This window comes from Photobacterium jeanii (assembly GCF_001650345.1).
Classification (GTDB): Bacteria; Pseudomonadota; Gammaproteobacteria; order Enterobacterales; family Vibrionaceae; genus Photobacterium; species Photobacterium jeanii.
Map to the genome: position 1 here is coordinate 177,491 of NZ_LVHF01000015.1, position 12,734 is coordinate 190,224.

Here is a 12,734-nt window from a genome sequence, read left to right on the forward strand (position 1 = left end):
CCACTTTCACAAGAGGATGTAAACATCATAATGCATATCGTCATCATCAATTTGTCTCATAAGTGATAAAAATATAAATGAGAGTGATGATGTGAGTTGGTTAGCAATGTTTGCTTGAGAGGTAGGACGAAGTTTTGAATGTTGCAGAGAATAAAAAAGGCCGCTTGCGCGACCTTTTACATAGCATCTTAGTCAGTGTTGAGGCTAATTAACCTGTGTTACGCATACCAGTAGCGATACCTGCGATGGTCACCATCAATGCTTCTTCCAGCATTGGTGAGATCTCACCTTGAGCACGAGTACGGTACAGTAACTCGGCTTGCAGCATGTTGAGTGGCTCAACATAGATGTTACGCAAACGGATTGCTTCCGCACCCCATGGGTCTTGTTCCATCAGGTGGTCGTTGTTATCAACGTTTAGCACGGTTTTGATATCGCTTTGCAGCTGAGTACGTAGCTTCTCACCCAGCGGCCATAGTGATTTATCGGTCAGGCGCTGATCGTAGTATTCCGCTATCTCGGTATTGGTTTTGGTAAACACCATTTCCAACATCCCTAAGCGAGTTGAGAAGAATGGCCATTCACGACACATCTCCTCTAATAGCTCTTCATGACCTTTATCAACGGAATATTGGATCGCTTCACCTGCACCTAGCCATGCTGGTAGTAGCAGGCGGTTTTGGCTCCAAGCAAAGATCCACGGAATCGCACGTAGACTTTCGACCCCACCTTGTGGGTTACGTTTTGCTGGACGAGAGCCAAGCGGCAATTTACCTAGCTCAAGCTCTGGTGTCGCAGCGCGGAAGTAAGGCACAAATTCTTCGTTACCACGAACCACGGCACGGTAAGCATCGCACGAGACTTGCGATAGCACTTCCATCAGGTCGCGCCATTCTTGTTTCGGTGCAGGTGGTGGTAGCAGGTTCGCTTCCAAAATTGCGCTGGTGTACAAGCTTAGGCTATTGACAGCCACATCAGGCAGACCCAGTTTAAAGCGGATCATTTCGCCTTGCTCAGTAACACGTAGACCGCCTTTTAGGCTGCGTGGTGGCTGAGAAAGTAGTGCTGCGTGCGCTGGTGCACCACCACGGCCAATCGTACCGCCGCGACCATGGAATAGGGTGATATCAACGCCTGCTTGTTCACAAATATCAACCAATGCTTCCATGGCATGATATTGCGCCCAACCTGCTGCCATTACCCCTGCGTCTTTGGCCGAATCTGAGTAGCCAATCATTACCATTTGGTGGTTTTGAATGAAGCCACGGTACCAGTCAATGTCCAATAGCTGCTTGATAACTGCCGCGCCATTGTTCAAATCTTCGAGGGTTTCAAACAGTGGGCACACATCCATACGGAATGGGCAGCCCGCTTCTTGTAGTAGCAGGTGAACAGCGAGTACATCCGATGCAGTACGTGCCATTGAAATCACGTAAGCGCCTAAGGCTTCACGAGGTTGCTCGGCAATCGCACGACAAGTCTCGATCACTTCTTGTACGTCTGGCGATGGTTGCCAGTCACGCGGTAGTAATGGACGTTTTGATGCCAACTCGCGTACCAAGAAGGCGACTTTGTCTTGTTCGCTCCACTGATCGTAATCGCCTAACCCTAGATAGCGGGTTAGCTCTGATAATACGTCTGAGTGACGGGTGCTCTCTTGACGAATATCCAAACGTACGAGGTGAACGCCAAAACATTTCACACGGCGAAGTACGTCAAGTAATAGGCCGTCAGCGATAATGCCCATGCCACATTCGTGCAGCGATTGGTAACACGCATGAAGTGGGTTCCACAGCTCGTCAGCGTGTTCGAGGATGGCACCGGCAGGTACAGGGTTGCCTTTGATACGGGCATCCAGTACATCGCGCGTATGGGTTAGCTTCGTGCGTAGTTGTTTGACAATCGCACGGTAAGGTTCGTGCTCTTCGCCTGCCAGTTCGCGTACGGCGTCGTTGCATTTCACCATTGAAAGCTCGCTCACCAACTCTTGGATATCACCAAGGTAGAGATCCGCCGCTTTCCAGCGTGATAGCAACAAGACTTCACGAGTTACGTTCGAAGTTACGAATGGGTTACCGTCGCGGTCACCGCCCATCCACGAGGAGAATTTCACTGGTGCGGCATCCAGTGGCAAGCCTTCACCTAAGTGATTTTTGAGCTTGTCATCAAATTGGCGCAGGAATTCAGGTACTGCTTGCCATAGCGAGTTTTCAACAACCGCGTAGCCCCATTTCGCTTCATCAAGCGGTGTCGGGCGTTGTTGGCGGATCACATCTGAGTGCCATGCTTGGGCAATAAGCTGCTCAAGACGTTGCTCTACGCGTTGGCGTTCGGCGGTCGATAGCTCACTAAGCTCAAGGTTAGAAAGGCATTTATTGATTTGAACCAGCTTGTGGATCATGGTGCGGCGCGCAATCTCGGTAGGGTGCGCCGTTAGCACAAGCTCGATATTCAGCTCACGTACCGCTTGAATGGAATCAAGCTGGCTGATGTCGTTGTCTTGTAGTTTGCCAAAGAGAGAGTCGATGGAGTCTGGGCTACAAATATGCTCATCACAATGGCGAGAGACTGTGTGGTATTGCTCTGCGATGTTGGTCAGATTCAAGAATTGACTGAAAGCACGCGCCACAGGCAGGAGTTGGTCATCAGGAAGATTCTGCAACTCATCAATCAGTTTGGCACGGTCATCTTTATTACCGCCGCGAGCGGATTTAGACAATTTACGTATGGTTTCCACTTTCTCAAGTAGTGGTTCACCGTGGGCATCTTTAATGGTGTTACCCAGCAAATGGCCGAGCATGCTGACGTTACTTTTTAACGCGCTGTACTTTTCATTCATATCGCATCCATCTCGTAATTTTTTTACATCCAGTGCATCAATGCTGAACGTTAATCTAGCTGTGATCCCGCTTTAAGGTCAACTTTGTTCAAAGTTGCGGGCAAAAATCCGATTCTACTTTGATTTTTATCATGAATTAGACGCTATTTTGTAACAAATTTCCGTAATAAATGTGTCAATGAGCACATTTACTGCGTGCTTTATCAGCATTTTTGGAGCAAATGTATTAATTCACGCCAAAATGTGGTTGGTTAATTATGATACTTGTTGCATCAATATTTCAGCGGTTGATGAATCACGCGTACTAAGGAATTGGATAATCACAGGCAAAAATGACCGTGTGGAAAGGATCTCGGCACTGAGCGTAGAAAAATAAAAATCGATTAATTGTTCATCAGGTGTTGACAGTTATTTTATTAATCGGTAAACATACAAATGCAAGATGGTTGAATAATAATTTAATGTGATAAATGCCATTGGTCAGGATGACCATATAAACGAAAGTAGGAAATTGTTAACATGAACCAAGCGAGCCTAACCAAGACATACTCCCTCCGACGACGCTAAGTCTCATCGCTTGGTGCCACAGCTGCACCTCTTCTTTTGGCTGCCTTCAGCCAGTATTCGCTCTGACTTCATCAGAATACAACTAACACCGCCCAAAATGGATTTAGATTATGTTGAACACCGTCATCATAGGTGCAAGTGGCTACACTGGCGCAGAACTGGCCAAAATTGTAACTCATCATCCGGCGTTAGCCCTTGGCGGACTGTACGTTTCTGCCAATAGCCAAGATGCCAATAAAGCGATCAGCGAGCTGCATGGTCAGCTAAAAGGTATCGTCGATTTACCACTGCAACCACTGATTGAGCCAAGCGAAGTGGCAAAAAACGCTGAGGTAGTGTTGCTCGCTACCGCGCATCAAGTTAGCCACGATCTTGCCCCAATTTTTCTCGCACAAGGTTGTCAGGTATTTGATTTGTCAGGTGCGTTCCGCGTTAAGAGTGATGAGTTTTATACCGAATTCTATGGCTTTGAACACCAGTATCCACAGTACTTAGAGCAAGCGGTGTATGGCTTGGCTGAATGGAATGGGAACGAGATCGCGACAGCCCAATTAGTGGCGGTGCCGGGCTGTTATCCTACGGCGTCACAACTGGCTCTCAAACCACTACAGCAAGCTGGATTGCTCGATACTACGCAGTGGCCCGTGATTAATGCGGTAAGCGGGGTCTCAGGGGCTGGACGCAAAGCATCGTTAACCAATAGCTTTTGCGAAGTCAGCCTGCAAGCTTATGGCATTTTCAACCATCGTCATCAACCTGAGATCAGCACTCACTTAGGATGCGATGTCATTTTCACTCCTCACCTTGGCAACTTTAAACGCGGCATTTTGGCCACGATTACCGCCAAGTTAGCTGCGGGTGTTACCGCAGAACAAGTAACGCATGTGTTTACGACTGCGTATCAAAATCAGCCAGCGGTGCGCTTGCTGCATCAAAGTAGCGCCAAGCTCGATAACGTGGTGAATACTCACTGTTGCGACATTGGCTGGCAGCTACAAGGTGATCACATCATTTTAACCTCGGCGATTGATAACCTGCTAAAAGGGGCATCATCGCAAGCGATTCAATGCATAAATATTCGTAATAATTTCTCGCCGTTAGCCGGCTTGGTATAAGGATAACGCCCAATGAAGACAGTTCCTTTAGTGATCAAATTAGGCGGCGCGGTGTTGTCGTGCCATGACACGCTCAGCAAATTGTTTGCGGCGATCAACCAATATCAAATTAGCGCAGCACGCCCATTGTTATTGGTGCATGGCGGTGGTTACTTGGTGGATGAGTTACTGACTCAGTTGCAGCTTGAAACCGTAAAAAAAGAAGGTTTACGAGTGACACCACCAGAGCAAATTGAAGTTGTGACTGGGGCGCTGGCGGGCACTGCCAACAAGATGCTGCAGGGGCATGCAATTAAATCGGGCGTGAAAGCGGTGGGGCTATCACTGGCCGATGGTGGTTTGTGTCAGGTTAGTGAATTAGACCCTGAGCTAGGTGCCGTGGGCAAAGCCGAGCCAGGTGATGGCAGCTTTATTAGCCAAGTCATGGCGGCGGGTTATGTGCCGATTGTGAGCTCGATTGGCCTTACGGCAGATGGCGAGATGATGAACGTCAATGCCGACCAAGCGGCGGTAGCGGTAGCGGCGGCTTTGGATGCTGAATTGGTGTTGTTATCCGATGTGAGCGGGGTGCTTGACGGTAAAGGACATTTAATTGCGTCGCTCAATGAGAGCCAAGCCGAAGCACTGATTGAACAAGCGGTGATCACCGACGGCATGGTGGTCAAGGTTAGAGCTGCCTTTGAGGCTGCCAAGGCGTTAGGGCGTCCGATTGAAGTCGCCACCTGGCGTTACCCCGACAAACTTGCCGCATTATTTGCGGGCACCAGCATAGGCACCAAATTTTCAGTGTGATTGACGTTGGTGAGTCTATAACTCAAGTAGGTAACCCCAAATTAGTCAGCGCATTAAGCATTTTATTTTGATAATTGATAATCGCCTGAGCGGTATGACCGCCGACAGGGCAAGCAGGAGAGCAATATGAGTAAGGTAACGAAAGTAGTATTAGCCTATTCAGGCGGTCTAGACACCTCGGCCATCATCCCGTGGCTCAAAGAAAATTACGACTGTGAAGTGGTCGCGTTTGTGGCCGATGTTGGTCAAGGCGAAGAAGAGTTGGCAGGTATTGAGGAAAAGGCTATCGCCTCGGGGGCTTCGGCCTGTCATATCGCCGACCTTAAAGAAGAGATGGTTGCAGATTATATCTACCCAAGCCTCAAAACAGGTGCGATCTACGAAGGGAAATACCTGTTGGGCACCTCAATGGCACGCCCGATCATTGCTAAAGCGCAGGTGGAATGCGCGTTGGCCGTCGGTGCCGATGCTTTGTGCCACGGTTGTACCGGTAAAGGTAACGATCAGGTTCGTTTTGAAAGTGCTTATGCCGCCCTTGCGCCACAACTGACGGTCATTGCGCCATGGCGTGAATGGGATTTACGCAGCCGTGAAGCGTTGCTCGATTACTTGGCTGAGCGTGATATTCCGTGTACCGCTTCGCTTGAGAAAATCTACTCCCGTGACGCGAATGCGTGGCATATCTCTACCGAAGGTGGGGTATTAGAAGAAACCTGGAATCAACCTAACGAGTTGTGCTGGGTGTGGACTAAAGATCCTGAGCAAGCGCCAGACCAAGCCGAAACTGTGTCGATTGTGATTGATAAAGGTGAAGTGGTTGCTGTTGATGGCGAGGCGATGACCCCCTACAACGCCCTGACTTACTTAAATGACAAAGGCGCCGAGCACGGTGTAGGACGTATTGATATCGTTGAAAACCGCTTGGTAGGGATCAAATCTCGTGGCTGCTATGAAACCCCAGGGGGCACCATCATCAATGAAGCTCTCCGTGCGGTAGAGCAACTGGTGCTGGATAAAGACGCGTTCGAGTTTCGTGAAAGCTTGGGACTGAGAGCTTCACACTTGATTTACGATGGTCGTTGGTTTACTCCGTTGTGCAATTCCATCATGGCAGCGGCACAAGAACTTGCTCAGGATGTGAGCGGTGAGGTAGTGGTGAAACTGTATAAAGGTCAAGCTACTGTGGTACAGAAGCGCTCGCTCAACAGCTTGTATTCGGAAGAATTTGCCACCTTTGGTGAAGATGAAGTGTATGACCACAGTCATGCTGGTGGCTTTATCCGCCTTTACTCGCTAGCTAGTCGTATTCGTGCGCTAAACAGTCAAAAACAATAATCAAGTTGCCCGCAGAGTCGGATGTCTGCGGGTGATAACCAGCACTTTTGAGCAAGTCGAGCAGTAAGACAGGAGAGACACCATGGCATTATGGGGCGGACGTTTTAGTCAGGCAGCTGATACCCGGTTTAAACAATTTAATGATTCCCTACGTTTTGATTACCGCCTTGCGGAGCAAGATATCGTTGGCTCGATTGCCTGGTCGAAAGCGCTACGCCAAGTGGGGGTGATCAGCGAGCAAGAGCAGCAAAAGCTCGAGCTAGCGTTGAACGAGTTGAAGCTAGCCGTGATGGAAGATCCTGAGCAGATCCTACGTTCGGATGCTGAAGACATTCATAGTTGGGTTGAACAACAGTTGATCAGCAAAGTGGGAGATTTAGGGAAGAAGCTGCATACCGGACGTTCGCGTAACGACCAAGTGGCGACTGACTTAAAACTCTGGTGCCGTCAGCAAGGACAACAACTGCTTTTGATGCTCGATAAGCTGCAAAACCAAATGGTGATGGTTGCCAGAGAGCATCAAACCACCATTCTTCCGGGCTATACCCACTTGCAGCGGGCACAACCGGTCACCTTTGCTCATTGGTGTTTGGCCTATGTTGAAATGTTCGAGCGTGATTATTCTCGTCTCACCGATGCGCTGGCGAGACTGGATACGTGTCCATTAGGCTCGGGGGCTTTGGCGGGCACCGCTTATCCGATTGATCGTGAAGAGTTGGCCCACAGCTTGGGCTTTCATCGTGCGACCCGTAACAGCTTGGATTCGGTTTCCGATCGTGACCATGTGATGGAGCTGCTATCCACGGCGTCGATTTCGATGCTTCACTTATCGCGTTTAGCTGAAGATTTGATTTTCTATAACTCGGGTGAGTCTAACTTTATCGAATTGGCCGATACCGTCACCTCGGGCTCTTCTTTGATGCCACAAAAGAAAAACCCGGATGCCTTGGAGTTGATCCGTGGTAAGTGTGGTCGGGTTTATGGCGCCATGGCTGGGATGATGATGACAGTCAAAGCTCTACCGTTGGCGTACAACAAAGACATGCAAGAAGATAAAGAAGGCTTATTCGACGCCCTCGATAGCTGGCACGATTGCATGGAAATGGCGGCGCTTTGTTTCGACGGGATCAAGGTGAACAAAGACCGGACTTTGGAAGCGGCGATGCAAGGCTATTCTAACGCCACCGAGTTGGCAGATTATTTAGTGGCGAAAGGGATCCCGTTCCGTGAAGCGCACCATATCGTGGGTGTCGCCGTGGTGGCTGCCATTGAGAAGGGCTGCGCGTTGGAAGAATTATCGCTAGCGGAAATGCAGCAGTTCTCGCCAGTGATAGACGCGGATGTGTACCCAATCTTAACTATCGAGTCGTGTTTGGAAAAACGGTGCGCTTTGGGTGGGGTTGCTCCTAACCAAGTAGACCATGCGATTGGCCAAGCAGAAAAACGACTTGAAAAACGCTACTCTCCGGGAGTGAAAGTTCGCGGTGCGCGGTTAACCGACTTAGATGCGATTGAAGGCATGGTGTCGTACTGGTCAGGGCTTGGTGAGAACCTTCCTCGTAAACGCAATGAATTGGTGCGAGATATTGGTTCGTTTGCGGTGGCGGAGCACCACGGTACTGTAACAGGGTGTGCATCGCTGTATGTGTATGATTCTGGTTTGGCAGAAATCCGCTCGCTAGGAGTCGAAGCGGGGTGGCAGAGCCAAGGGCAAGGAAAGGCCATTGTTGAATACTTGATTGAGAAAGCGTCACAAATGGCGATCAAGCGAGTGTTTGTATTAACTCGGGTGCCTGAGTTCTTTATGAAGCAAGCCTTTGTGCCAACCTCGAAGTCACTGCTGCCCGAAAAAGTGATGAAAGATTGCGACCGCTGCCCACGCTTACATGCGTGTGATGAAGTGGCACTGGAAGTGAGACTGGATAATGAACAAGTGATCCCTTCGGTGCATGTTGCTTAACAGGGAGAGTGCTTAGCAGGGTGAGTACTTAACGACTTGTGGCACCAGTAAACACAATTGAAACGGCAAAGCCTGATCCCTCGGATCAGGCTTTCTTTTTGAGGTAACGATGCAATGCCACCACAAAGTGGGTGAGCAGTAGTGCACTAAAGGCGCTGGCAGCAAAAATAAGGGTAATGGATTCAACACTCGTTGGTTGTTCGCGATAGCGCCATCCCCACACCAACCAGCTAAACAGACTCAAAGCGGTGAGCTGCCACATGCACTGCTTGCAGCGTCCAAGCTTTTGCTTAAAGCGTGCGTGTTTATCCCGACAAGTGGTGCAGCCCATGAGCGTTAATCCTGAAATAAAGAAAGTGAAGTGTTGTAGATAACAGTGGCACTGAACTTCAACACCGTTATCAATATTACTTTCAAACATGATACCAACGGAGTGAAGGGCTGATCCAGTCAGTGCGTACAGCATTGGATAGGGAATTGAGACGGAATGAATTGGAATAAAAAAAGCCTTCACTGAGGGTGAAGGCAAGTGCAGGGGAGAGGTTCGGTGGAGAGTGAACCTAGTGTTGCATGTCGCTACTGACGCATAGCGTTATCATTATTATTGGTAAAGGTACGTTTCCCGATAGTGCTAGTGATTAGCGACTGCTGTTGGGACAGCCGCTAATCGTTGTGGCATTAACAACCTGGGCCACAATCCAGGCAGTGCTTGATCATTTCAGGACCAAGGTGCAGTTTTGCATTGAGGTCGCGTAGTGCGGTACGTACCCCTTCCTCAATCACTGGGTGGTAGAAAGGCATATCTAACATTTCAGCCACGGTCATCTTGTTCTGGTGCGCCCAAGCGAGGAGGTGGGCAAGGTGTTCTGCGTTCGGGCCCATCATTTCTGCACCCAAGAAGCGACCTGTACCTTGTTCACCGTAAACGTTCAGCATCCCTTTGTTGCGTAGCATGACGCGAGAACGACCTTGGTTTTCAAAAGACACGGTGCCGGTTTCAAAACAGCCACATGAGCCTAGGCGGTCTGTGATTTCTTTATACGTCTCACCCACCATGGCAATTTGTGGATCTGAGAACACGGCTGAGATTTTTGAGCGACGTAGGCCAGCTCGAATATCTGGGAAGCGACCTGCGTTGTCACCTGCAATACGACCTTGGTCTGCCGCTTCGTGCAAAAGCGGTAACTGGTTGCTGGCATCACCCGCAATGAAAATGCTTGGTACTGATGTTTGCAGGGTGTAGTGGTCAGCCACTGGAACACCGCGTGCATCTAGCGTCAGGTTGGCATTTTCAATCGCCAGTTTGTCGACATTCGGGCGACGACCCGTTGCTGCTAGGACGTAGTCAACCATGATGGTGGTTAGCTCGCCTGATTTATCGAGGTATTGGATTTCAACCTGATCGCCTTGGCGTTTCATGCTCTCTACTTTTACATCAGCATCCAAGTAGAATTCTTCGTTAAAGGCTTTGTCGGCGTAAGCCATGACTTCAGGGTCGGTTAGCGGACCGACTTGACCACCTAAGCCAAACATAGTGACGTCAACACCTAAACGCTTTAGGGCTTGACCTAGCTCTAGACCGATAACGCCTGGGCCGAATACGGCTACCGATTGTGGTAGATCGTCCCACTCGAATACGTCATCGTTAATGATCAGACGATCACCTAGCTCGTTCCATACTGCTGGGTAAGCAGGACGAGAGCCGGTCGCAATCACAATACGCTTAGCCGTGATGGTGGTGTGGTCGTCTACGGTTAGGGTATTGGCATCTACAAATTGAGCGTAGCCAGCAACTTTGTCTTCTGCTGGGATTTCATCTACGCCTTCAAGTACGAAGCCAACAAAACGGTCACGTTCACGTTTTACACGATCCATCACTTCGCGACCGTTGATAAGGATTTCACCTTGCGGGTGGACACCGAACGCTGGTGCTTTTTCAATTTGATGTACGCTTTCAGCGGCAGCAATTAATAACTTAGATGGCATACAACCAACACGTGCACAGGTAGTGCCGTAAGGGCCGCCTTCGATCATCACAACACTATCAGTGTGTGCTTTTGCTGCGCGGTAAGCACCTAAGCCTGCAGTACCACCACCAATTACAGCTACATCAACGTTCAGGGTTTTCATTGTTTCTCTCCACTCGCAGGGTGGTGGGGCCAAGGCGCCCCACCTAAAATCACTTGTTGTTACGTAAACTTATTTGTTTAGGTAGCTTTCTAGTTCTTCGCTACCGCCGATGTGCTGACCACCGATGAAGACTTGTGGCACTGTAGTGCGACCGCTGATAGCGCGTAAGCTTACTGTGGTTGCATCTTTACCTAGTACCACTTCTTCATACTGCAGACCGTGGTCGATTAGGTTTTGTTTCGCTTTGGCACAGAAAGGACAACCTGGTTTAGTAAATACCGTGATTGACTGTTGTAGTTTGTGCTCTGGTGCGATGTAGCTCAGCATAGTGTCAGCGTCAGATACTTTGAACGGGTCGCCTGGTTCGTCGTTTTCGATGAACATTTTCTCTACTACGCCGTTCTTCACTAGCATGCTGTAACGCCATGAACGCTTACCAAAGCCTAGGTCATTTTTGTCTACTAGCATGCCCATGCCATCGGTGAACTCGCCGTTACCGTCAGGGATGAAAGTGATGTTTTCTGCTTCTTGGTCATTCTTCCATGCGTTCATTACGAAGGTGTCGTTTACCGATACACAAAGAATGTCATCTACGCCGTGCTCAGCAAATACTGATGCTAGCTCGTTGTAACGCGGTAGGTGGCTAGAAGAACATGTTGGTGTGAAAGCGCCTGGTAGGCTGAAAACAATCACAGTTTTATTAGCGAATAGTTCTTCTGTTGTTACGTTAACCCATTGGTCACCTTGGCGAGTTGGGAAAGTAACTTGTGGTACTGCTTGACCTTCTTTAGATGCGAACATAGGAAAATCCTCAATTTGTGTTTGTTAGTTTAGGTTGTCTATTTCAACCGGAAGTTATTTCGTCTTGTTCCCTGTTGATGTGTGTATTATGTCGAGAAGTTATTGATAGCTCTAACTGTTTAAAGCTATAGTTTTGATAGGTATTACCTATCAACTATGATGGTACTCATTTGGAGATACCTTTATTCTGATTGGTGTCTCGATTTAGGGTGGTGATGAGATGAATATTCGAGATTTAGAATACTTGGTGGCGTTGTCGGAGCATTTGCACTTTCGTAAAGCCGCAGAAGCGTGCTTTGTGAGTCAACCGACATTGAGTGCCCAGATCCGTAAGCTGGAAGACGAGCTTGGGGTGGCATTACTTGAGCGCACCAGTCGACGGGTGCTGTTTACTGATGCAGGGCTTAAGTTGGTCGAGCAAGCGCAAAAAGTACTGTTGGAAGTGAAAGTGCTAACTGAGCTTGCCAGTCAGCAAGGCGATAGCATGGCGGGGCCATTGCATGTTGGTTTTATTCCAACCGTCGGACCTTATTTGCTGCCGAAAGTGATCCCTTTGCTGAAAGAGCAGTTTCCTCAGCTAGAGCTATTTTTGCACGAAGCGCAAACGCATCAGCTGGTGGCGCAATTGGAAACCGGTAAGCTTGATTGCATTATTTTGGCTGCCGTAAAAGAGAGCGAGCCCTTTGTGGAGTTGCCACTGTACGACGAACCTATGGTGCTGGCTGTGCCTGAGCTGCATAACTGGGCCAAAGAGCCTGAGTTATCAATGCTGGAATTGAATGGTGAAACCTTGTTGATGCTGGGAGACGGTCACTGTTTGCGCGATCAGGCGATGGGCTTTTGTTTTGCGGCAGGGGCTAACGAAGATGGCAGTTTTAAAGCCACCAGTTTAGAAACCCTGCGTAATATGGTTGCAGCAGGTGGGGGGATTACTTTGTTGCCTCAGCTAGCTACCCCCAAAGAAGCGGTACGTGATGGGGTGTGTTATGTCCGTTTGCACGATCCTGAGCCAACCCGCTTGATCACCTTGGCGTATCGCCCTGGCTCGCCACTGCGTGGGCGTTACGAGAAAATTGCTACAGCGATCAATCAGCATATGACGAAGGTACTAACTCCGCATAGCGAGTTGGATGCCGCCAGTTAAATACACAAAGAGCGCCAATCGGCGCTCTTTGTTTTTATGGCAGTACTTGTG

Annotated in this window: 9 protein-coding genes; 5 read left to right on the forward strand and 4 right to left on the reverse strand. The window is 49.1% G+C overall.

Going from position 1 to position 12,734, the window contains the following annotated elements:
- Positions 1-208: 208 nt before the first annotated feature.
- Positions 209-2,839: a phosphoenolpyruvate carboxylase gene (gene ppc / locus A3K86_RS08930; protein WP_068330553.1), complete on the reverse strand. Its 2,631-nt coding sequence runs from the start codon at positions 2,837-2,839 to the stop codon at positions 209-211.
- A 677-nt stretch (positions 2,840-3,516) separates the two neighbouring features.
- Here ppc and argC point away from each other — a divergent pair.
- From argC to argH, 4 genes are all read left to right on the forward strand, one after another.
- Positions 3,517-4,521, forward strand: coding sequence for an N-acetyl-gamma-glutamyl-phosphate reductase (gene argC, locus A3K86_RS08935; RefSeq protein ID WP_068330554.1), 1,005 nt, complete (start codon positions 3,517-3,519; stop codon positions 4,519-4,521).
- Between the two features lie 12 nt (positions 4,522-4,533).
- Positions 4,534-5,313, forward strand: coding sequence for an acetylglutamate kinase (gene argB, locus A3K86_RS08940; RefSeq protein ID WP_068330555.1), 780 nt, complete (start codon positions 4,534-4,536; stop codon positions 5,311-5,313).
- A gap of 126 nt (positions 5,314-5,439) precedes the next feature.
- Positions 5,440-6,648 carry an argininosuccinate synthase gene (locus A3K86_RS08945; protein WP_068330556.1) on the forward strand — a complete coding sequence of 403 codons (1,209 nt, stop codon included), beginning with the start codon at positions 5,440-5,442 and terminating at the stop codon, positions 6,646-6,648.
- Between the two features lie 82 nt (positions 6,649-6,730).
- Positions 6,731-8,608, forward strand: coding sequence for an argininosuccinate lyase (gene argH, locus A3K86_RS08950; protein ID WP_068330557.1), 1,878 nt, complete (start codon positions 6,731-6,733; stop codon positions 8,606-8,608).
- Positions 8,609-8,693: 85 nt separating this feature from the next.
- Here the strand turns inward: argH and A3K86_RS08955 are convergent, their stop codons facing one another.
- The 3 genes from A3K86_RS08955 to A3K86_RS08965 all read right to left on the reverse strand — a co-directional run bounded on the left by A3K86_RS08955 (position 8,694) and on the right by A3K86_RS08965 (position 11,539).
- Positions 8,694-9,029 carry a DUF3624 domain-containing protein gene (locus A3K86_RS08955; protein WP_232321942.1) on the reverse strand — a complete coding sequence of 112 codons (336 nt, stop codon included), beginning with the start codon at positions 9,027-9,029 and terminating at the stop codon, positions 8,694-8,696.
- Between the two features lie 257 nt (positions 9,030-9,286).
- Positions 9,287-10,738: a dihydrolipoyl dehydrogenase gene (locus A3K86_RS08960; protein WP_068330558.1), complete on the reverse strand. Its 1,452-nt coding sequence runs from the start codon at positions 10,736-10,738 to the stop codon at positions 9,287-9,289.
- Between the two features lie 69 nt (positions 10,739-10,807).
- Positions 10,808-11,539, reverse strand: a complete 732-nt coding sequence (locus tag A3K86_RS08965) for a glutathione peroxidase (protein ID WP_068330559.1) — start codon at positions 11,537-11,539, stop codon at positions 10,808-10,810.
- Between the two features lie 220 nt (positions 11,540-11,759).
- Here A3K86_RS08965 and oxyR point away from each other — a divergent pair, with 220 nt between their 5' ends.
- The gene (gene oxyR / locus A3K86_RS08970) at positions 11,760-12,683 is read left to right on the forward strand and encodes a DNA-binding transcriptional regulator OxyR (protein WP_068330560.1); all 924 of its coding nucleotides are present in this window, start codon (positions 11,760-11,762) and stop codon (positions 12,681-12,683) included.
- Positions 12,684-12,734: the final 51 nt, after the last annotated feature.

Excerpts from the sequence above, each read along its gene's own strand:
- ppc (WP_068330553.1), bottom strand. The coding sequence starts at position 2,839 with ATGAATGAAAAGTACAGCGCGTTAAAAAGTAACGTCAGCATGCTCGGC.
- argC (WP_068330554.1), top strand. The coding sequence starts at position 3,517 with ATGTTGAACACCGTCATCATAGGTGCAAGTGGCTACACTGGCGCAGAA.
- argB (WP_068330555.1), top strand. The coding sequence starts at position 4,534 with ATGAAGACAGTTCCTTTAGTGATCAAATTAGGCGGCGCGGTGTTGTCG.
- A3K86_RS08945 (WP_068330556.1), top strand. The coding sequence starts at position 5,440 with ATGAGTAAGGTAACGAAAGTAGTATTAGCCTATTCAGGCGGTCTAGAC.
- argH (WP_068330557.1), top strand. The coding sequence starts at position 6,731 with ATGGCATTATGGGGCGGACGTTTTAGTCAGGCAGCTGATACCCGGTTT.
- A3K86_RS08955 (WP_232321942.1), bottom strand. The coding sequence starts at position 9,029 with ATGTTTGAAAGTAATATTGATAACGGTGTTGAAGTTCAGTGCCACTGT.
- A3K86_RS08960 (WP_068330558.1), bottom strand. The coding sequence starts at position 10,738 with ATGAAAACCCTGAACGTTGATGTAGCTGTAATTGGTGGTGGTACTGCA.
- A3K86_RS08965 (WP_068330559.1), bottom strand. The coding sequence starts at position 11,539 with ATGTTCGCATCTAAAGAAGGTCAAGCAGTACCACAAGTTACTTTCCCA.
- oxyR (WP_068330560.1), top strand. The coding sequence starts at position 11,760 with ATGAATATTCGAGATTTAGAATACTTGGTGGCGTTGTCGGAGCATTTG.